Source organism: Pseudorhizobium banfieldiae, from assembly GCF_000967425.1.
Classification (GTDB): Bacteria; Pseudomonadota; Alphaproteobacteria; order Rhizobiales; family Rhizobiaceae; genus Neorhizobium; species Neorhizobium banfieldiae.
The window spans coordinates 1,119,504-1,140,230 of the sequence record NZ_FO082820.1 but is presented as its reverse complement, the minus strand read 5'-3'; the positions used below and the strand labels follow the sequence as shown (position 1 = coordinate 1,140,230).

Below are 20,727 nucleotides of genomic sequence, written 5' to 3'. Positions count from 1 at the left end.
GATGCGCGGATCGGGAAGTCAGGTTCTACTGGCAAGCTTGCTGGATCATTTCTAACCGGTGAAGCAGCCGGGGAGGATGGCGACAAATTCCTGATGCCGATCGTGATCTATGCCAAGGCCACCACGCTTTTCCAAATGACACAGTCCGTCAAAAAATCACATTCACCAGCCAATTTCAGAGCCGAAGCCGTCGCAAAGATTGAAGCGATCGCTTAGATAGGCCGGCCGTTCGATGGCTCCAGAGGCCCGAATCGCTGCAACGGAACGTGATGAAGCTTCTCGAAATCTACATATTGCGTCGTATTTTGCAGATGTTCCTGGTCACGCTCCTACCGGTGCTGACCATCATCTGGACCATACAGGTGCTCGGACGAATCAACCTGGTCACCGACACTGGTCAGTCGATGGGCTCGTTCGTCGTGCTTGCGACGTATATCCTGCCGACCATCGTGCCCGTTGTCCTCCCCTTCGCGCTCGCGATCGGCATCACGCAGACGCTGACCGCGATGAACAATGACTCGGAACTGCCGGTTATCGACGCAGCGGGTTCTTCGCGCAGCATCATTTATCGGCCGGTTCTCCTGCTCGCGGCGTTTCTCAGCATCTTCAGTTTCGTCGTCGCCAATTTCGTCGAGCCCCCCTCTCGTGTCGCCGCGCGGCAGATGGTGGCAGCCGCCTATGCTGACCTCCTCTCATCCGTCATCGAGGAAAAAACCTTCCGAAGCATTGAGGATGGCCTTTACGTGCAGATTTCGGAACGCCATTCCGGCCGCATCCTGACGGGATTATTCGTGGTCGACCAGCGGGATCCGAACTTCGACCTTATCTACTATGCCCGTGAGGGATCCATCGACGAGAGCGGCACCTCGCTCACCATGCGGGATGGCGAGGTCCATCGAAAGACCCCGGAAGGGCGCGTCTCGATCATCAAGTTTGTCTCCTACGCCTTCGATCTCTCAGCCATGTCCGGAGCTGAGGCGCCCTCCTACACTGCTGCCGACCGGAGTCTGGGTTTCCTTCTCAACCCTGACACCGAAGATTCCCATGTGCAACGCTCCCCTGGCAGCTATCGCGCCGAGTTGCATGGCCGCCTGACGGAATGGCTTTTCCCTTTCATGCTCGCTCTTGTCTCCTTGGTGGTGGCCGGCGATTCGCGCTCTCACCGACAGGCTCGTCTCCATCCGATGGTTATTGCCCTACTGCTGGCGTTCGGGCTCCGCTGGATGGGATTTTCGTTCAAGAACCTCGTCAAGCAAGATGAGGCAAACACCTACCTGCTGTACCTGCTGCCGGTTGCCACTATCATGAGTTGCAGCTACCTGCTTGCCACCCACCGGACGATACGGATGCCTCGGGCGGTCTACGATTTCGCGAACCGTACGCTGCGCTGGCTACGGCAAAAGCTATCGCCGAGCGCCTCGATAGGAGGCAGCCAATGATCGCCAATACTCTCTCGCGATACTTCTTCCGAAGGTACGTTTCCACGGCAGGGTGGTTTTTCCTCGGCGTCTGCGGGATCATCTTTCTGGCCGATTTCAGTGAAACCAGTCGCCGGCTATCCGGCCTGGAGGGGTATTCGGTACCGGCCGCCTTGCTGTTCACGGCAATGCGCACACCGCTGATCTTCCAGCAGACCATACCGACGCTGACGCTGTTTGTTGGTATGACTTCGCTCATCGCCCTCAACCGCCGCTATGAACTCGTCGTCACCCGCGCCGCCGGGATTTCGGTATGGCAGTTCATCACGCCTTTCGCGGCTGGAGCTCTCCTGATCGGGCTGTTCGCAATGCTGGTGGTCAATCCGGTGGCTGCCTGGGGTCAGCGCGAGTCCCTTTCGATGGAGGCTTCCTGGCGGGAGGCAAGCGGCCGGGCACGGAAATCGGAGTTCCTCCCCTGGATCCGGCAGATCTCAGGCGGCAAGGACACGATCATCGGCGCAAAGAGCTATCGAGAGGACGGTGCGGAACTGCTTGATGCCGTTATCTTCCACTTCGACGAGGACGGCCGGGTCACGCTTCGCCAGGACGCAGCCACAGCGAAGTTGGAAGATGGTTACTGGATGCTTACCGACGTCCAGGAGATTCGTCCCGGCGAAATTCCGAGCCATGTCGAAAGCACGCGACTCAGTACCAATCTGAGACAGGACTATCTGAAGGAAAGCCTTTCCCAGCCTGAAACCGTTGCATTTTATGATCTTTTGCGAAAGATCGACGTCGGTCGCTCGTTTGGCATTTCCACGAAGGCGCTCGAGACGCAGTTCCACTCGCTACTTTCTCTGCCCGTACTGCTCGTGGCGATGACGCTCATCGCGGCCACAGTATCTTTGAAATTCAGTCGCTTCGCACAATCACGCTCGGTGATTCTGGGTGGAATCGTTTCCGGCTTCGTGCTTTATGTCGTGACGGTTCTCGTAAAAGCATTCGGGAGCAGCGGCGCCGTCCCGCCTTTCGTGGCGGTTTGGGTGCCAGTAATCGTTGCGACTGCTCTCGGCGCGACGATTCTGCTCCACCAGGAGGATGGCTAGTGGCGGTAAACGACCGCGGAAATATCAGACGGCGCCTTGCGGTCCTGCTGGCGAGTGTCGCTGTGTGCGTGAATGGCGTGCATCCCCTTCCCGTGCGTGCGCAGGAAAGCAGTATGGGGCTGTCGGCCGTTGCAGACGACGACGCCAAGATGCTGCTGCGTGCCAATGAACTCGTCTATAATCGCGACGTCGAGAAGGTCACCGCCTCCGGCGGCGTTCAGATCTACTACAACCGCTATCGCATGGTGGCGCAACGGGTCGAGTACGACCAGCAATCCGGCCGTGTGATCGCACGGGGCAACATCGAGCTGATCGAGCCGGACGGCAACCGGATCTACGCGGATGAACTCGACATCACCGATGACTTCGGTGAGGGCTTCCTGAACGCTCTTCGTGTAGAAACAACCGACAATACACGCATTGCTGCGGAAAGCGCCGAGCGTCTCCCCGGAGACTTGATGGTTCTCAACAACGGCGTCTATACCGCCTGCCTTCCCTGCGCGAAGAAACCTGGTCGCGCACCCCTCTGGCAGGTCAAGGCGGAGCGGGTCATCCAGAACGGCCAGACCCATACCGTCCGACTGGAGAACGCTCGCTTCGAACTGTTCGGGATGCCGATCGGCTTCCTGCCGTTCATCGAGGTGCCCGACCACACCGTGGAACGGAAGTCAGGCTTCCTCTTCCCCACCATGAGCTTGGATGACAAGCTCGGTTTCGGACTAACGATCCCATACTATCATGTGTTCGCACCGCACATGGACGCGACACTGAGCCCGACCTACTACACCGGACAGGGTGTGCTGCTGCAGGGTGAGGTCCGCAACCGATTCGAGACCGGTGAGCACAAGTTCAGATTTGCCGGCATCGATCAGCGCGATCCGGGCGCATTCGATACGGGAACAAGTGACTACAATGCCGAGACGCGGCTGATGGCTGCGTCGGAAGGCCGCTTCGAGATCAATCCGCGCTGGGCCTTCGGCTGGGACGTCATGGTCCAGAGCGACAACAACTTCTCGAAGACTTATTCGCTTGATGGCGTCAGTGACGACGTCTTCCGCAACGAGGCCTACCTGACCGGCTTCGGCAAGCGCAACTACTTCGACGTGCGCGCCTTCTACTTCAACGTTCAGGATACGGCAGAGGACAATCTCCTCGAGCGCCGTCAGGCGATCGTATATCCGTCGTTGGACTACCAGTACATCTCGCCGGAGCCGCTGGCCGGTGGTGAGTTCTCGATCACGACCAACTTCACGAACCTCTCCCGCCGGGAAGACGACTTCTATTATGCGGGGACGACCGCCCGCTACCCGGGACTCGACGGGAACTACACCCGCTTCTCGACCGAAGCGGAATGGAAGCGCACCTTTACCACGTCGGGGGGCCTTCTGCTGACACCGATCCTCGCCGCGAGGGGTGACGCCCTGCGACACAGTTCCGGTACTCCGAACCTAACGTGGGGCAGCGATACCTATAGCTACAATGCTCTGGAGGACTCCGGTGCCTATGGCCGCTATATGGTTACCGCTGGCCTGGAGGCACGCTATCCCTTCCTGATCAGCAGCGACAGCAGCAGCCATATCATCGAGCCGATCGCCCAGGTCTTCGTTCGACCAGACGAGCCGCTGGCCGGTGGACTGCCGAATGAGGACGCGCAGAGCTTTGTCTTCGATGCGACGACACTTTTCGAACGCGACAAGTTCTCGGGCTACGACCGTATCGAAGGCGGGACGCGCGCCAATGTCGGCATTCGTTATACGGGCTCGTTCGACAATGGGGTCGGGCTTCACGGGATCTTCGGTCAAAGTTATCACCTTGCCGGCCTGAACTCCTTCGATACCGACGATCTCGTCAATGCCGGGGCAAACTCGGGGCTGGAGACCGACCGGTCAGACTATGTGGGAATGGCCGGGATCAGCCTCCCCTTCGGTGTCTCCATTGAAGCGGGGGCCAGGTTCGACCAGCAATCGTTTGACCTCGAGCGCACCGATACATCCGTTTCCTACACCTCCGCAAGGCTGAGCAGTTCGTTGATCTATACGCAGATCGAAGCCCAGCCGGAATACGGGTCGAGCGAAGATACGGATCTCCTGCAATCGTCGAGCAGCTTCCGCATCAACGAGAACTGGTCTGTAAACGGTTCAGCGATCTGGGATCTGAACGAACAGGAAGTCATCCGGCGCGGCATCGGGCTCTCCTATGCGGACGAGTGCACGATCTTCACACTTGCCTACGCGGACGAAGGCCCCAGCAGCACCAATGCGACCGACTGGACTATCAGCGCACGCATTACATTCCGGACCCTCGGCGACATTGAGCTTGGCTCGGGCAGCCTTGAATAGCGTACGGGCGTCATTGTTTCGCCGCAAGATTTGTGCAACCGGTGCCAGATAGGTAGACAGGGGAGCGCGACAGGCCGGGTGGAGCGGTCGCGCAGAAGGACGTGATCATGTTGGCAATGAATGCAACACGCAGGCTTCTCCTCGCCGTGGCGGCTCTTGCCGCCGCCGTGGTGATCGAACCAGCTCATCACCAGGCCGTTGCGGCCACCGAAGTGGTCGCCGTCGTCAATGGCCTGCCGATCACCAGCAGCGACGTCAGCCGTCGTGCCGCCTTCCTCCGGCTTCAGCGACAGAAGAGCGACGCCAAGACCGCGCGTGACCAACTCGTCGAAGAGGCCCTCAAGCGGGAAGAGATCGCACGGGTGAAGATGTCCGTCAGCACCGACGACGTCGACAAGGCATTTGCCCGCTTCGCCGCAAGCAACAAGCTGTCTCCCGAGCAACTGACGAAAATCCTCGGACAGGCAGGTGTGGGCGCCGAGCACTTCAAGGAATACATCGCCGTACAGATGAGCTGGCCGCGTCTCGTCAATGCCCGCTACGGCAGCCGGGGCCGGATGTCGTCGCAGGAACTCGTCACGCGAATGATGGAAAACAAGGAGAAGCCGGTGACCACCGAGTACTTCCTCCAGCAAATCATCTTCGTGGTGCCGGACTCCAAGCGCAATGCCATCCTCGGCAAGCGGAAGGCTGAGGCAGAAGCCTCCCGCGGCAAGTTCCCCGGGTGCGAACAGTCGAAGCGGTTTGCTGCGACGATGCTCGATGTTTCCGTCCGCAGCCTCGGACGCGTGCTTGCTCCGGAACTGCCGGAGGAATGGAAGCCGCTTATAGAAAAGGCCTCGGGTGGAACGACTGGAACGCGGGTTACCGAGCGCGGGGTGGAATTCCTTGCGATCTGCAACCAGCGGCAGGTGTCAGACGATTTCGCTGCGGAAGTGGTGTTCCGTGCGGAGGATCTGGGCAAGCAGAAGAGCGGCACGAACCCGAACGAGGAAAAGTACCTCGAAGAACTGCGCAACAAGGCGCAGATCGACCTCCGCTGACTTTTGAGGACCAGCATGCCACTTGATCGCCCGCTTGCTCTTACCCAGGGCGATCCAGCCGGCATAGGTCCGGATCTCGCACTCGCTGCGTGGTTCAATCGGCGGGAATATGGGCTGGCACCCTTCCTCTACATCGGAGACCCCGAGGTCCTCTCTGCACGCGCCCGGCTCCTTGAGCTGGATGTTCCAATCTCCCAAACCGACGCCGCCGGTGCGCTGGCATCGTTCGAAACAAGCCTGCCAATCTATCCCGTCGCTGCGGGTGCGCTCGTCGCACCGGGGGAACCCCATAGTGCGACGGCAGGAGGGACCATCGCTGCGATAGAGAAGGCCGTTGCATTTGCCCTCGAAGGTACAGTGGCCGCAGTCGTCACCAACCCGATCGCCAAGTCAGTCCTCTATGCCTCGGGCTTCGGATTTCCGGGGCACACTGAGTTCCTCGCCGAACTTGCCTACCGCGCGACGGGAGAGAAGGTGACGCCGGTGATGATGCTTGCCGGCCCTAAGCTCAGGGCAATCCCGGTCACTATCCATATCCCGCTTAAGGATGTGCCGGCGGTCCTGACGGAGGACCTGATTGTCGAGACCTGCCAGATTGCGGATCGGGACCTCAGGAGCCGCTTCGGGATCAGCCAGCCGCGCCTCGCGATCGCGGGGCTCAACCCCCACGCGGGCGAAGACGGTACGATCGGCAGGGAAGATGCAGAAATCATCCATCCGGCGATCACGCGCCTCCGCCGGGAAGGAATCAATGCCTTCGGCCCGCTGCCTGCAGACACGATGTTCCACGACGAGGCCCGCAGCCGCTACGACGTGGCTGTCTGCATGTATCACGACCAGGCGCTTATCCCGGCCAAGGCTCTCGGCTTTGACACTTCGGTAAACGTGACGCTCGGCCTGCCCTTCATTCGCACCTCCCCCGATCACGGCACCGCCTTCGGGATTGCCGGACAGGGCGTGGCCCGCGAAAGCAGTCTGGTAGAAGCGCTCAGGCTTGCGGCCGAGCTCGCGGAGAAATCCGCAAAGGTCACAGCATAATGGCGACATTGGATGGGCTGCCGCCGCTGCGAGAGGTCATCCAGCGGCACGGGCTGGATGCGAAGAAGGCGCTCGGCCAGAATTTCCTGCTCGACCTCAACCTGACACAAAAGATAGCGCGTAGCGCCGGTCCGCTGGAGGATGCCACCGTCATCGAGGTCGGACCAGGCCCCGGCGGACTGACCCGTGCAATCCTGTCTCTCGGCGCAAGAAAACTGATTGCGATCGAACGGGATTCCCGCTGCCTGCCAGCCCTTGCGGAGATTGCCGAGCATTATCCGGGACGTTTAGAGGTGATTGAGGGAGATGCGCTGAAGGTCGACTTCGATGCGCTTGCCGCAGACGGTCCGATCAAGATCATCGCGAACCTGCCCTACAATGTCGGCACGCAGTTGTTGCTCAACTGGCTTCTCCCCCGCTCCTGGCCGCCGTTTTGGGATTCGCTGACGCTGATGTTCCAGAAGGAAGTCGGGCTGCGGATCGTCGCGCGGGAAAATGATGACCATTATGGGCGCCTCGGCGTTCTTGCCGGCTGGCGGACGGAGGCACGGATGGTGTTCGACGTGCCGCCGCAGGCGTTTACGCCGCCGCCCAAGGTTACGTCAAGTGTCGTGCATCTGACGCCGCGGCAGGCGCCCCTGCCCTGTGACGTCAAGAAGCTGGAAACGGTGACGCAGGCAGCCTTCGGACAGAGGCGCAAGATGCTGCGCCAGAGCCTGAAGGCGCTGGGTGGCGAGGCGCTTTTATCGAAGGCGGGCATCGACCCGGTCCGGCGAGCCGAAACTCTGTCTGTCGAGGAATTCGTTACCCTCGCCAACGCGCTCTAGAGCAGATCGGTCAGTAAGCCAGCTTCCCCTTTTGGAGCACTTGCTTCCGGCTAGAGTGCAGGCTCTTCCGTGAGCAGTCCCTGAACGAAGTCGAAGAGACCGTGCCGACGGTCGCGGCGGATCCGTTCTGCCTTCACGATACAACTGACATAGCCGAAGGCTTCATCGAGATCATCGTTGACGATCACGTAGTCATACTCCCGCCAGTGCTCGATCTCTGCCCGCGAGTTCAGAAGGCGCGTACGGATGACTTCCTCGGTGTCCTCAGCGCGCCGGTGCAGACGTGACTGGAGCTCGGTCATCGAAGGCGGAAGGACGAAGATGGAGACGACATCCGCCTTCATCTTCTCCTGCAGTTGCAGGGCACCCTGCCAGTCGATGTCGAAGAGCATGTCGCGGCCTTCGGCCATGGCCTGCTCGACCGGCTCGCGGGGGGTGCCGTAGTAGTTGCCATGAACCTCCGCCCATTCCAGGAGGTCGCCCGCGTCCCGCATCCGCTCGAACTGCGGCACCGTGATGAAATGGTAGTGCTTTCCAGCGATCTCGCTCGGCCGCTTCTGGCGCGTCGTCACGCTGACCGAGATCTCCAGTGAGTGGTCGTCATCCAGCAGGTTGCGGGCGATCGTCGACTTACCCGCCCCGGATGGCGATGACAGCACCAGCATCAGGCCGCGGCGCGCAATCTTGGACGGGCTGGATGCTGCAGGTCTCATGTATCACTCCAGATTCTGGACCTGTTCACGGAACTGGTCGATGACGACTTTCAGTTCGACACCCGCGGCGGTGACTGCGCTCGAGTTCGATTTGGAACAGATGGTATTCGATTCGCGGTTGAATTCCTGCGCCAGAAAATCAAGCCGGCGTCCCACCGGACCACCCTTCCCCAGGAGATCACGCGTGGCGGTAACGTGAGCCTTCAACCGGTCGATCTCTTCGCGGAGATCAGCCTTGGTCGCCAGAAGCGCGACCTCCGAATGAAGACGAACCGGGTCGAGCGACTGGCTGTTATCCTGGAGGAGTGCTGCCACCTGTTGCTGAAGGCGACGGCCGATCTCCTCGGCAGACCGGGATGGATCCTTTTCCACGGCCAGGGCGAGTTCCTCGATCCTATCGATCTGGCGCGCCATCACATCGGCAAGCGCGGCACCCTCCTGCTCGCGCATCTGCCTCAGATGAGCGAGTGCGCGCACCAGGCAATCCAGGATTTCAGTGTCCCGGGCATCTGCCTCTTCAGGGCTTTCATCCGCCTCGCGAATGTCGACAATACCGCGGATGCCGAGAAGCGTGTCGAGCCGCAACGGTGCGGGATCGATAACATCGCCGAGCTCCGCGCGAAGCGACAGCACAGCATCCAGCGCCTCGCGATTGAGCACCGCTTCCAGCTTCGTCTCCGAGGCGACAAACGTCAGCGAAGCCTGGATGTTGCCTCTGGTCACCTGTTCCCCGACCAGTCGCCGGACGTCGGGCTCAAGCCTTTCGAGACCGGGAGGAAAGCGCAATCTGAGATCCAACCCTTTTCCATTGACGGAGCGCAGTTCCCAGACGATGCGGTAACGCCCAAAACTGCTTTCGTCACGAGCAAAACCGGTCATGGACTGCAAGGTCATCGGGGTCTCCAGAGGGCTGTGCGTCAGTTGCTCGGCTTTTCTGCCTCGTCGCCGCCCGGCTGTCCGTCGCCCAACTGGGCTTCGGCACTGTCGGCGCGCTCTGCCTCCAGCTTGCGCCAACGGCGGACATTGGCGTTGTGCTCTTCGAGCGTCTCGGCAAAGGCATGGCCGCCTGTGCCGTCGGCGACGAAATAGAGATCCTTCGTCCGCCACGGGTTCGCTACGGCCTCCAGCGCGGCACGGCCGGGATTGGCGATCGGGGTCGGCGGCAGGCCCTTGATGACATAGGTATTGTAAGGCGTTTCCTTCTGCAGGTCCGACTTGTAGATTGGCCGGTCGGACGGCTTGCCGTCACCGCCGAACAGCCCGTAGATGATGGTCGGATCCGACTGCAATCGCATGCCCTTCTGCAGGCGGTTGAGGAAGACGGAGGCGACGCGCGCGCGTTCATCATCGACGCCCGTCTCCTTCTCCACGATCGAGGCCAGCGTGACGAACTCCTCCTTCGTCTCGATCGGAAGGTCAGGATCCCGCTTCTCCCAGATCTGGTTGATCAGCCTTTCCTGAGCCACGCGCATCTGCTGGACGATCTCGGCACGCTTGGTGCCGCGGGAGAATTTATAGGTATCGGGGCGAAGGCTTCCTTCAGGAGGCAGTTCTGCCGGCAGCTCCCCTTCCAGGACAGGATCTTCCGCGAGCCGAAGCATCATCTGGCGGACCGTCAGGCCTTCGGGCAGCACGACGGAATAGAGGATGGACTTGCCGGACTCCAGGAGTTCCATGATCTCCTTCATCGATGCTCCGGCCTTGATGTCGTACTCGCCGGCTTTCAGCGTGCCGCCATCGCGCAGATAGGTGGCACTGACATAGCGGAAGATGCGGGCATCGGAGATGATGCCGTTGCGCTCGAGGTTGTTGGCGATCTCCGCGAGACCGTTACCCGCGCGGACCATGAAATGGGTATTGGCTTCAAGCGGGCCGGGCTTCTGGAAGCTGGAGATCATGTAGTAGAAGCCGGCGACAGCGACGACGCAGACGATCATCACCATGGTCATGACGAAGTTCAGGAAGATCACCAGCTGGCTGCGCGCCTTGCGCGACCGCCGCGGTGGCTCCGGCACGCGCTCCGGCTTCAGAGCCTCGTTGGGAGACTTCGGAATGATCGGCCCGTGACCGCCGCCGTGGTTGTGCGGCGTATCGGCCATATGACTGTCGTTGTTCACTGTGCCCCCCTAGAATGCACGGTCGTTACCGCTTATTGGCCAAGCAATACGGCAAAAACAGGTTCGTTGACAGGTGGCCGGGCATGCATGATGCCCCAGCCCGGGCAGCGTCAGGCGTCGTAGCGGCGGAGAACGAGAGATGCGTTCGTGCCACCGAACCCGAAGGAGTTCGACAGGGCAACGTTGATGTCGCGCGACCGCGCCTTGTGCGGAACGAGGTCAATGGCCGTCTCGACGTCCGGATTATCCAGGTTCAGCGTCGGCGGCGCGATGTTGTCGCGGATTGCGAGCGCAGAGAAGATCGCCTCGACCGCTCCGGCGGCTCCGAGCAGGTGGCCGATCGCGGACTTGGTCGACGACATGGAGATCTTCGAGGCGGCATTGCCCACAAGGCGCTCCACCGCACCAAGTTCGATGGTGTCAGCCATCGTCGAGGTGCCATGGGCGTTGATGTAGTCGACATCGGCAGGGGAAAGGCCGGCGCGCTTCAGCGCCATGGTCATGCAGCGGAACGCGCCGTCGCCGTCCTCGGACGGAGCGGTGATGTGGAAGGCATCGCCCGAGAGGCCGTAGCCGACAACCTCGGCATAGATCTTCGCACCGCGGGCCTTCGCGTGTTCCAGCTCTTCCAGAACCACGATGCCGGCGCCCTCGCCCATGACGAAGCCGTCACGGTCACGGTCGTAGGGGCGCGAAGCCTTCTGCGGCTCTTCATTGTGCTGCGTGGAGAGTGCCTTGCAGGCGGCAAACCCGGCAAGGGCAATGCGTGAGATCGGCGATTCTGCGCCGCCGGCGACCATCACATCGGCATCTCCGAGTGCGATCAGGCGCGCTGCGTCGCCGATCGCATGGGCGCCGGTAGAGCAGGCCGTCACCACGGAATGGTTGGGGCCGCGAAGCTTATGGCGGATGGAGACCTGGCCGGAGACCAGGTTGATGAGGCGACCGGGAATGAAGAAGGGCGAAATGCGGCGCGGCCCCTTTTCCTTCAGCGTATAGCCCGCCTCCACGATGCCTTCGAGACCCCCGATGCCGGATCCGATCAGCACGCCAGTGGCGATCTGGTCCTCATCCGTCTGCGGATGCCAGTCGGCATCGTTGAGCGCCATGTCGGCCGCAGCCATGCCGTAAACAATGAAAGGATCCACCTTGCGCTGGTCCTTCTGCTCCATCCAGTCATCCGGATTGAAGCTGCCATCGGAGCCGTCGCCGGTGGGGATGCGGCAGGCGATCTTGGCCGGAAGGTCCTCGACCTCGAACTCCGTCACCTTTCTCGCCGCGTTCTGGCCGGCCAGCAGCCTCTGCCAGCTGACATCTGTTCCGCATCCGAGAGGAGATACCATGCCGGTACCGGTGATAACGACACGTCTCATCGCCAGCGTCCCACCCTAGTCGTCTTGTTCTAGTTAATGAAACGGCCCGAACGAGCGGGCCGCCAAAGGAACCGAGAGATCAGTTCCGCAACAGTGTCGAGATGATTAGGCCTGCGCCTTCTCGATGAACTTGATGGCGTCGCCAACCGTCAGGATGGAGTCGGCCGCGTCGTCAGGGATTTCGACGCCGAATTCTTCTTCGAAGGCCATGACAAGTTCGACAGTGTCGAGCGAGTCCGCGCCGAGATCGTCGATGAAGCTTGCGCCTTCGACAACCTTGTCGGCATCAACGCCGAGGTGATCAATAACAATTTTCTTAACGCGTTCTGCGATATCGCTCATGTCGGTTTCCTCGACCTTTATCTTCTCGAATGCCGCGATGGCATCCGCACCCTGTTGAAAACCTGCGCCGGCCTCCGAAAAGCAGGCTACGCGGGCAAACCCGTTCAACCCTCTGCAGGTTCCGATCACGGCAGCGAAAGCGCAATGATCCCCTGCGTTTCGGGGCGACTGTCCACAGTCATGGCCCGCTTAACATGCTTTCCATGTTCCGCAAAGCCAGAATTTGTTCCCGCTGAAGGCACCCACAGGCGAGTGTCTTCAGCGGGAACAGCGTTCTCAGATCATCGCCATGCCACCGTTGACGTGCAGCGTCTGGCCGGTGACATAGCCAGCTTCATTGGAGGCGAGATAGAGCACTGCAGCCGCAATGTCAGCCCCTGCCCCCATGCGTTTCATGGGAATGGCACCGAGGATGGCGTCCTTCTGCTTGTCGTTCAGCTTGCCAGTCATCGCACTTTCGATAAAGCCGGGCGCCACGCAGTTGACCGTGACATTGCGGGTGGCAATCTCCTGCGCCAGCGACTTCGAAAAGCCGATCATGCCGGCCTTCGACGCGCAGTAGTTCGCCTGCCCCGGATTGCCGGTCACGGCAACGACCGAGGTAATATTGATGATGCGGCCGAAGCGGCGACGCATCATCGGATGCGTGAGTTCGCGCGTCAGGCGGAACATGGAGGTCAGGTTGACCTCCAGAACATTGTCCCAGTCCTCGTCGCTCATGCGAACAAAGAGGCCATCCTTGGTGATCCCAGCATTGTTGACGAGGATGTCCACGCCTTCGAGCTCTGCTTCGGCCTTCTCGCCCAGCGCCTTGACCTCGTTCCGATCGGAGAGGTTCGCCGGGAAGACCTTCACGCGGTCGCCCAGTTCCGACGCCAGCGCCTCGAGCTTTTCGACGCGCGTGCCGTGCAGGCCGACGGTCGCGCCCTGCTTGTGGAGAAGACGGGCGATCTCTTCGCCCAGTCCGCCGGTCGCGCCGGTCACCAGTGCCTTTCGGCCGGTCAGGTCAAACATGGTCCTATCCCCTTTGGAGTTGGTCAGCCGAGAATGGCGGCAAGTGCAGTCTCGATATCGGCGGGCGTATTTATCGCGGTGCCGGATACGGTCTTGTCGATGCGGCGAGCAAGCCCGGTCAGCACCTTGCCCGAGCCTACCTCGTAGAGATCGGTGACGCCGTTGGCGGCAAACCACTCAACCGTCTCGCGCCAGCGGACCTGGCCGGTCACCTGGCTGACCAGCAGGTCAACGATCTCGCTCGCATCGGTGACCGGTGCGGCACGGACATTGGCGATCAAGGGCACGACCGGAGCACGCTTGTCCACCTGGGCCAGCGCATGCCGCATGGCATCTGCTGCCGGTGACATGAGGGCGGAATGGAACGGAGCCGATACCGGCAGCATGATCGCGCGCTTGGCGCCCTTCTCCGTTGCCAAAGCGGCAGCTTTCTCGACCGCAGCCTTCGAACCGGAGATGACAAGCTGGCCACCGCCATTGTCGTTTGCGATCTGGCAGACACCAGCGCCAGAGGCGTCACGGCAGACTGTCTCCACGTCCCCATGCTCAAGTCCGATGATCGCGGCCATGGCACCTTCCCCGACCGGGACAGCCGATTGCATGGCATTGCCGCGGATGCGCAGGAGTCGCGCCGTGTCGACGAGCGAGAATGTGCCGGCCGCACAGAGAGCGGAGTATTCTCCGAGCGAATGACCGGCGACATAGGAAACCGTGTCGGCCAGCTTCAATCCACGTGCTTCCATGACGCGGATTGCTGCAATGGATACGGCCATCAGCGCCGGCTGGGCGTTCGCCGTCAGCGTCAGCTTCTCCTCCGGGCCATTCCACATGATCTCGGAGAGCTTCTGGTCGAGCGCATCGTCGACTTCCTGGAAGACTGCGCGGGCTTCTGGAAAGGCTTCGGCAAGGTCCTTGCCCATGCCGACCGTCTGGCTTCCCTGACCCGGGAACGTGAACGCTATGCTCATGGGATGATTTCCTTCCCTTGTCATTTTTGCCTTCCCATTCACGTTCCCGTGGCATGAGTCAAGGTAAAGAGCACAAAGGGAGAGTGTCGGGGCGGTGCACCGCCGGCCGCCATGCCGCCTTGCGAAAGCGCAAATCCTGCTTAAACTCCCGCCACCTTCCAAGACAGGACTGACTTCATGAAATTCAACAGATTGGGACGCACGGACATCTCCGTGTCGGAAATTTGCCTCGGCACGATGACCTGGGGCTCGCAAAACAGCGAGACCGAAGCACACGCACAGATGGACCATGCCATCGATGCCGGCATTAATTTCTTCGACACGGCAGAACTCTACCCGACCACGCCGGTGAGCGCGGAGACCTACGGGCGGACCGAGGAATACATCGGTAGCTGGCTCAAGAAGAGCGGCCGGCGGAATGATGTCGTGCTCGCCACGAAGGTCGCCGGAAGCGGCCGCCCGCACATCCGGGACGGCCGCGATCTGGACGGCCAGAGCGTCCGCGAGGCGCTCGAGGCAAGCCTGCGCCGCCTGCAGACGGACCACGTCGATCTCTACCAGATCCACTGGCCGAACCGTGGCAGCTATCACTTCCGCCAGTGCTGGAGCTTCGATGCGTCGAAGCAGGATCGCGCCAAGGCTGCGGAGGAGATCGACGCTGTGCTCTCCACCCTCGGGGACCTGGTGAACGAGGGCAAGGTGCGAGCCGTCGGCCTCTCGAACGAAAGCGCCTGGGGCACGCTCAAGTATCTGCGGCTTGCCGAGGACAAGAGCCTGCCGCGCGTCGCCTCCATTCAGAACGAATACAACCTCCTCTATCGCCAGTTCGACCTCGATCTCGCGGAGGTGGCGCATCACGAGGACGTCGGGCTGCTTGCCTATTCGCCACTGGCTGCCGGCCTGCTAACCGCCAAGTATCTCGACGGGGCCCGCCCCGAGGGATCCCGCGCGACGATCAACAGCGATCTCGGCGGCCGCCTGCAGCCACACCAGGAGCCTGCGGTCAAGGCGTACAAGGAAATCGCCGGAAAGCATTGCCTGGATCTGACGCAGATGTCTCTCGCCTTCTGCCTCACTCGTCCCTTCATGGCTTCTGTGATCATCGGGGCTACGAGCATGGAACAGCTCCAGACTGCGATCGGGGCAAAGGATATCAAGTTGAGCGACGACGTACTGAAGGACATCGCAAAGGCGCACCGGCAGTATCCGATGCCGATGTGACAAGAGCCTCCGTCCGGTCACCTGCTCGGGTGCCGGACGGACCGCTTTGGCGCTGCTTCTACTCCAGACCAGGTATTAACCATCCGGAGCCGGCGAATGATAGGCGACGCAAGCTGAAAACGGGGATGTTAACCTTACCCCGCAACCCTGTTTCCGGGTTTCAGTTGCCAACCCGACGGTGATGCGGCTTCCTTGTGCCATGACACAGGAAATTAACGAAAATCAGCCGCCCGCCACCATCCCGGCGGGCGATCGCGCGCTGGAATTCGACTTCAGCGTACGAGCGCCGTTGCGGGCCCACATCGCCAGGTGTGTCAATGCGGGCTGGAAACCAGAAGAAATCGTGCTGGCGCTGGCCGAGATGGCAAGCGAACTCGTGGAAGACGGCGACCTGCTTGGCAAACTTCAACACGCTGCGCGTCCCGGGCTTTTGGAGGAATGGGACGAACCATCCTCCGCCAGCGGCTGATGAAGCCGATTGGCTCGCATCACGGAAAAGACGTCTGACGACCTTGCTTTCCCGCCAGATTGCCGTATAAGCGCGCCTGTTCGAAACACCCGGTCTCTCTGGCTGGTGGCTGAACGGAGGGCAGGCCCGAGTAACCGGGCTGCATGAACCACAGGGTTCAGGCCTCCCGTGTCTCCGCTCTCGACCGTCTCGATCAAACAACTTTTCTTGCTTGGCGTAACGCCTCTCAGGAGCAGTCGTTGAGGCTTAGCCGCCGAGGTCCGGGTGAACACAACCGCAAGAAAAGGCAAAGCTTACATGGCTCTTTACGAACACGTATTCCTTGCCCGGCAGGATGTTTCCGCTCAGCAGGTTGATGCCCTCGTCGAACAGTACAAGGGCGTCATCGAAGCTAACGGCGGCAAAGTCGGGCGCATCGAGAACTGGGGCCTCAAGTCCCTTACCTACCGCATCAACAAGAACCGCAAGGCTCACTACGCCCTGATGGACATCGACGCGCCGGCTGCAGCCGTGCACGAGATGGAACGCCAGATGCGCATCAACGAAGACATTCTTCGCTACATGACGATTGCCGTCGAGAAGCACGAAGAAGGTCCGTCCGCGATGATGCAGAAGCGCGACCGCGACGACCGTCCGCGTGGCGACCGTCCCGGCTTCGGTGACCGCGATCGTGGCCCCCGTCCGGACCGTGGTCCTCGCGAAGATCGTGGCCCGCGTGAAGGCGGCTTCGAGCGTCGTCCGCGCGAAGACCGCGCGTAATCGAGCTTAAGGAGAAAACACAATGGCTGAAGCATCCTCTGCTCCCGCACGCCGCCCGTTCCACCGCCGTCGCAAGACCTGCCCCTTCTCGGGCGCCAACGCACCGCGGATCGACTACAAGGACGTCCGTCTCCTGCAGCGCTACATTTCCGAGCGCGGCAAGATCGTACCGTCCCGCATCACGGCCGTCTCCCAGAAGAAGCAGCGCGAACTGGCCAAGGCCATCAAGCGCGCCCGCTTCCTCGGCCTGCTGCCCTACGTCGTAGCCTAATTGACTTCGAGCTCCGCCGTCGCTTCGGCGGATCTCCTCCCTTCCGCGATGGGTGCGGATCGGAATAATCGAAATCCCATGTTGGGGATGAAGGACCTGAGAGATCGATTCAGGCCAGTCCCCTAACTGCTTGATGTGGCAGGACAGCGAGACCGTGAAGACTTCGAACCAGACAGTACTGCCAGTCGGCATCCTCGCCGGCGTCGTTGCTACCCTGCTTGCGCTCGGTGCGATGGCACAGCTGTCCTTTGCCGTCGTCATCTATGCCGCATCGGCCCTGCCGATCCTGATTGCCGGCCTCGGCTGGGGTAATCGCGCCGCCATCACGGCAATCATCACGGCCGGTGCCCTCGGGGCTCTTATGGTCTCCCCTCCCTTTGCGGCAACCATGGCCGTCTTCACCCTCGTTCCCGCAGGCTGGCTGTCGCACCTGGCAAATCTTGCCCGCCCTGCTTCGGAAATCGGTGGCCCCGACCGGCTGCTCGCCTGGTATCCGCTGTCGGACATCCTGCTGCATCTGTGCGGGCTGGTCACATTGGGGATGATCGCGCTCGGCGTCGTCATCGGCTACGGCCCGGATCTGACCAATGAGCTGGTCGACATGATGACCACGGCTTTCCAGGCGCAAGATCCATCCTTCGCCCCGGACCCGGAAAGTCTTGCGCAAACCAAGCAGATGTTCGTGCTGATGCTTCCCATGGTCCAGGCGGGCCTCTGGGTGCTGATGCTGTTTGCGGCCTTCTACATTGCCATTCGCGTCGTTTCTCGCTCCGCCCGCGCCCTTCGTCCACGCGAGGACATGCCGTCGGCGCTCAGGATGAACCGCAATGCGCTTTTCGTGCTCCTTGGAGGCATCCTCCTGACGTTCCTAGGCGGCGTGCCGGCCATGATCGGCGCCACCGTCTTCGGCGCATTCGCTGGCGGCTTCCTAATGGCCGGCTTCGCATCCCTGCATTTCCGGAGCAAGGGCAAGGACTGGCGCCTGCCGGTGCTGGTGCTCGCCTACATCTCCTCGCTGCTGGTCCTGCCGGCATTCCTCATCCTCGTGCTCGGCCTGGCCGATACCCGGCGGGCGGTTGCGCTCACGCCGGCACGCGACGATCAACCCGAAAATCCAAGCTAACTGAAACTCGAAAGGACAAACCCATGGATGTCATTCTCCTTGAACGGATTGCCCGGCTCGGCCAGATGGGCGAGACTGTAAAGGTCCGCGACGGCTACGCCCGCAACTACCTCCTGCCGCAGGGCAAGGCGCTGCGCGCCAACGACGCCAACAAGAAGCGCTTCGAAGCAGAACGTGCAACCCTCGAAGCCCGCAACCTCGAGCGCCGTTCGGAAGCCCAGAAGGTTGCCGACGCGCTTGAAGGCAAGACCTTCGTCATGGTCCGTTCCGCCGGCGAAACCGGTCAGCTCTACGGCTCCGTCGCTGCTCGCGACATCATCGAGGCGCTGGCTGCCGAAGGCTTCAACATCGGCCGCAACCAGGTCGACCTCAGCCTGCCGATCAAGACAATCGGCCTGCACAAGGTGACGCTCCTGCTGCACGCGGAAGTCGAGATTGAGATCGAGATCAACGTCGCCCGTACTGTCGAAGAAGCCGAGCGCCAGGCGAAGGGCGAGACCCTCACCTCTGCTGATGCCATCTACGGTGTCGACGAAGACGCACTTCGTCCGGAAGACTTCTTCGATCCGGACGCCGATCGCGAAGGCGACGAAGAATAATCTTCAGAGCGACGTAAAGAAAAAGCCCTCGGCGGAGACACCGCCGGGGGCTTTGTCATTCCAGTTCCGAAGGGCCGGGAGTTGCCTAGGCGAGGCGCTTTCCGGCTTCGTCGAACAGGTGGATGTCGGCCTGTGCCGCGGCGATGCGGATCGTCTCACCGATGCCGATCTGGGAACGACCGGCGACGCGGAACACGATGGGGCTGCCGTCGGCGAGCGAGGCATGCACGTAGCTCTCGGCGCCCACCAGCTCGACCGCATCCACCTTCACCTCGCCCACGAAATCCGAGGGCGCATTCTCGTCGGCGATGACGATGTCTTCGGGGCGGATACCCACGGTATCCACGTTCACCGCCACGCCCGAACCGCTGGAGAGCGACCAGCCACTCCCTTCAACCGCCTTGCGCTTCAGGAGGTTCATCGACGGCGAGCCGATGAAGGTCGCGACGAAGGTGGAGGCCGGGCGCTCATAGAGCTCGATTGGCGTGCCGACCTGCTCGATCTTTCCGCCGTTCAAGACAACGAGCCGATCGGCAAGCGTCATCGCCTCCATCTGGTCGTGGGTCACGTAGACGCTGGTCGTCGCGAGAGAGCGTTGGAGGCGACGGATCTCGACACGCATCTGGACGCGCAGCTTGGCGTCGAGGTTCGACAGCGGCTCGTCGAACAGGAAGGCCGCAGGCTTACGGACGATCGCCCGCCCCATGGCCACGCGCTGCCGCTGGCCACCCGACAGCTGGCGCGGCTTGCGCTCGAGGAATTGCTCGATCTCCAGCGCCTTCGCGGCCTCGGTGATGCGGCGGTCGATCTCCTCCTTCGGCGTGTTGCGGTTCTTTAGGCCGTAGGCGAGGTTTTGCCGCACCGTCATGTGCGGGTAGAGCGCGTAGTTCTGGAAGACCATTGCGATGTCGCGCTGCGACGGTTCCAACTGGTTGACGACCCTGTCACCGATAACGATCTCGCCGCCGGAGATGCTCTCCAGGCCGGCGATCATGCGCAAGAGCGTTGACTTACCACATCCGGACGGGCCGACCAGGACGATCATCTCGCCGTCCTCGATCTTCAGCGACACGCCCTTGATCGCCTCGATATTGCCGCCATAGACCTTGCGGACATCCTTCAGTTCAATTCCGGCCATTACTTTTCAGTCTCCACAAGACCCTTGACGAACCAGCGCTGCATCAGAACCACCACCAGCACAGGCGGGATGATGGCGAGCACCGCGGTTACCATGACGTAGTTCCACGGGGTGGAAGCGTCGGTGAAATCGACCATGCGCCGCAGCCCGATGATGATCGTGTTCATCTTCGCGTCGTTGGTGACGAGGAGCGGCCAGAGATACTGCGTCCAGCCGTAGATGAAGAGGATCACGAAGAGCGCTGCGATATTGGTCTTCGACAGCGGCAGCAGGATATCCTTCATGAAGCGGAAGGGCCCTGCGTTGTCGATGCGCGCCGCCTCGACCATTTCCCCCGGGATCGTCAGGAAGAACTGCCGGAACAGGAAAGTGGCCGTCGCGGATGCCATCAGCGGCAGCGTCAGGCCTGCATAAGTATCCAGCAACCCGAGATCGACGATCACCTTGTAGGTCGGCAGGATGCGAACCTCCACCGGCAGCATCAGGGTGATGAAGATCATCCAGAAGAAGCCCATCCGGAACGGAAAGCGGAAGAAGACGATCGCAAACGCTGACAGGAAGGAGATGATGATCTTGCCGATCGCGATCGCCATCGCCACCACGAAGGTGTTGAACAGCAGCCGCTCAAGGCTGACGCCGACGACCTGCTCCAGCCCTCCGGACATGGCGCCCGTATAATTCTCCACCAGATGGTCGCCTGGCAGCAGCGACATCGGCGGGCGGATGATCTCTACGGACGTCATCGTCGAGGCGACGAAGGTGTAATAGATCGGAAACGCGACGATGATGATGCCGATGACGAGCATCAGATGGGCCATCAGCCTCGCGACGGGGCGGTTCTCGATCATG

Annotated in this window: 21 protein-coding genes; 12 read left to right on the top strand and 9 right to left on the bottom strand. The window is 61.3% G+C overall.

Going from position 1 to position 20,727, the window contains the following annotated elements:
• The first annotated feature begins 269 nt into the window (after positions 1-269).
• The 6 genes from NT26_RS05475 to rsmA all read left to right on the top strand — a co-directional run bounded on the left by NT26_RS05475 (position 270) and on the right by rsmA (position 7,771).
• Positions 270-1,439: an LptF/LptG family permease gene (locus NT26_RS05475; protein WP_052637796.1), complete on the top strand. Its 1,170-nt coding sequence runs from the start codon at positions 270-272 to the stop codon at positions 1,437-1,439.
• Entirely contained in the window at positions 1,436-2,524 is a 1,089-nt protein-coding gene (lptG, locus tag NT26_RS05470; RefSeq protein ID WP_052637795.1) for an LPS export ABC transporter permease LptG, read from the top strand. Before NT26_RS05475 ends, lptG begins: the two co-directional genes overlap by 4 nt.
• On the top strand, positions 2,524-4,863 hold the full coding sequence (locus NT26_RS05465; protein WP_052637794.1) for an LPS-assembly protein LptD: 2,340 nt from the start codon (positions 2,524-2,526) through the stop codon (positions 4,861-4,863). The genes lptG and NT26_RS05465 overlap by 1 nt, the downstream gene beginning before the upstream one ends.
• Before the next feature lie 116 nt (positions 4,864-4,979).
• Entirely contained in the window at positions 4,980-5,906 is a 927-nt protein-coding gene (locus NT26_RS05460; protein ID WP_052641899.1) for a SurA N-terminal domain-containing protein, read from the top strand.
• A gap of 15 nt (positions 5,907-5,921) precedes the next feature.
• Entirely contained in the window at positions 5,922-6,944 is a 1,023-nt protein-coding gene (gene pdxA, locus NT26_RS05455) for a 4-hydroxythreonine-4-phosphate dehydrogenase PdxA (protein WP_052637793.1), read from the top strand.
• Positions 6,944-7,771 carry a 16S rRNA (adenine(1518)-N(6)/adenine(1519)-N(6))-dimethyltransferase RsmA gene (gene rsmA / locus NT26_RS05450; RefSeq protein WP_052637792.1) on the top strand — a complete coding sequence of 276 codons (828 nt, stop codon included), beginning with the start codon at positions 6,944-6,946 and terminating at the stop codon, positions 7,769-7,771. Before pdxA ends, rsmA begins: the two co-directional genes overlap by 1 nt.
• Before the next feature lie 50 nt (positions 7,772-7,821).
• Here rsmA and gmk read toward each other — a convergent pair whose 3' ends face one another.
• From gmk to fabD, 7 genes are all read right to left on the bottom strand, one after another.
• Positions 7,822-8,484, bottom strand: coding sequence for a guanylate kinase (gene gmk / locus NT26_RS05445; RefSeq protein WP_052637791.1), 663 nt, complete (start codon positions 8,482-8,484; stop codon positions 7,822-7,824).
• Positions 8,485-8,487: 3 nt separating this feature from the next.
• Entirely contained in the window at positions 8,488-9,378 is an 891-nt protein-coding gene (locus NT26_RS05440) for a YicC/YloC family endoribonuclease (RefSeq protein WP_052637790.1), read from the bottom strand.
• Positions 9,379-9,401: 23 nt separating this feature from the next.
• Positions 9,402-10,583, bottom strand: a complete 1,182-nt coding sequence (mltG, locus tag NT26_RS05435) for an endolytic transglycosylase MltG (protein ID WP_052637789.1) — start codon at positions 10,581-10,583, stop codon at positions 9,402-9,404.
• Between the two features lie 128 nt (positions 10,584-10,711).
• Positions 10,712-11,974 carry a beta-ketoacyl-ACP synthase II gene (gene fabF / locus NT26_RS05430; RefSeq protein WP_052637788.1) on the bottom strand — a complete coding sequence of 421 codons (1,263 nt, stop codon included), beginning with the start codon at positions 11,972-11,974 and terminating at the stop codon, positions 10,712-10,714.
• A gap of 105 nt (positions 11,975-12,079) precedes the next feature.
• Positions 12,080-12,316, bottom strand: coding sequence for an acyl carrier protein (locus NT26_RS05425; RefSeq protein WP_029618457.1), 237 nt, complete (start codon positions 12,314-12,316; stop codon positions 12,080-12,082).
• Between the two features lie 276 nt (positions 12,317-12,592).
• A complete protein-coding gene (fabG, locus tag NT26_RS05420) occupies positions 12,593-13,330 on the bottom strand; it encodes a 3-oxoacyl-[acyl-carrier-protein] reductase (protein ID WP_052637787.1) in 738 nt (245 codons plus the stop codon).
• 23 nt (positions 13,331-13,353) lie between these two features.
• Complete coding sequence (fabD, locus tag NT26_RS05415) at positions 13,354-14,298, bottom strand: ACP S-malonyltransferase (protein ID WP_052637786.1); 945 nt, start codon at positions 14,296-14,298, stop codon at positions 13,354-13,356.
• Positions 14,299-14,475: 177 nt separating this feature from the next.
• Between fabD and NT26_RS05410 the strand changes: the two genes are divergently transcribed.
• From NT26_RS05410 to rplI, 6 genes are all read left to right on the top strand, one after another.
• On the top strand, positions 14,476-15,519 hold the full coding sequence (locus tag NT26_RS05410; RefSeq protein ID WP_052637785.1) for an aldo/keto reductase: 1,044 nt from the start codon (positions 14,476-14,478) through the stop codon (positions 15,517-15,519).
• Positions 15,520-15,718: 199 nt separating this feature from the next.
• Positions 15,719-15,988: a hypothetical protein gene (locus NT26_RS05405; protein WP_052637784.1), complete on the top strand. Its 270-nt coding sequence runs from the start codon at positions 15,719-15,721 to the stop codon at positions 15,986-15,988.
• A gap of 297 nt (positions 15,989-16,285) precedes the next feature.
• Positions 16,286-16,747: a 30S ribosomal protein S6 gene (gene rpsF, locus NT26_RS05400; protein WP_052637783.1), complete on the top strand. Its 462-nt coding sequence runs from the start codon at positions 16,286-16,288 to the stop codon at positions 16,745-16,747.
• 22 nt (positions 16,748-16,769) lie between these two features.
• Positions 16,770-17,018: a 30S ribosomal protein S18 gene (gene rpsR, locus NT26_RS05395; RefSeq protein ID WP_052637782.1), complete on the top strand. Its 249-nt coding sequence runs from the start codon at positions 16,770-16,772 to the stop codon at positions 17,016-17,018.
• Between the two features lie 154 nt (positions 17,019-17,172).
• Complete coding sequence (locus tag NT26_RS05390; RefSeq protein ID WP_425287726.1) at positions 17,173-18,141, top strand: DUF2232 domain-containing protein; 969 nt, start codon at positions 17,173-17,175, stop codon at positions 18,139-18,141.
• Between the two features lie 23 nt (positions 18,142-18,164).
• The gene (gene rplI / locus NT26_RS05385) at positions 18,165-18,740 is read left to right on the top strand and encodes a 50S ribosomal protein L9 (protein WP_052637780.1); all 576 of its coding nucleotides are present in this window, start codon (positions 18,165-18,167) and stop codon (positions 18,738-18,740) included.
• 85 nt (positions 18,741-18,825) lie between these two features.
• Here the strand turns inward: rplI and NT26_RS05380 are convergent, their stop codons facing one another.
• Positions 18,826-19,878: a sn-glycerol-3-phosphate import ATP-binding protein UgpC gene (locus NT26_RS05380; RefSeq protein ID WP_052637779.1), complete on the bottom strand. Its 1,053-nt coding sequence runs from the start codon at positions 19,876-19,878 to the stop codon at positions 18,826-18,828.
• The gene (gene ugpE / locus NT26_RS05375) at positions 19,878-20,726 is read right to left on the bottom strand and encodes a sn-glycerol-3-phosphate ABC transporter permease UgpE (RefSeq protein WP_052637778.1); all 849 of its coding nucleotides are present in this window, start codon (positions 20,724-20,726) and stop codon (positions 19,878-19,880) included. Before ugpE ends, NT26_RS05380 begins: the two co-directional genes overlap by 1 nt.
• Position 20,727 lies beyond the last annotated feature (1 nt).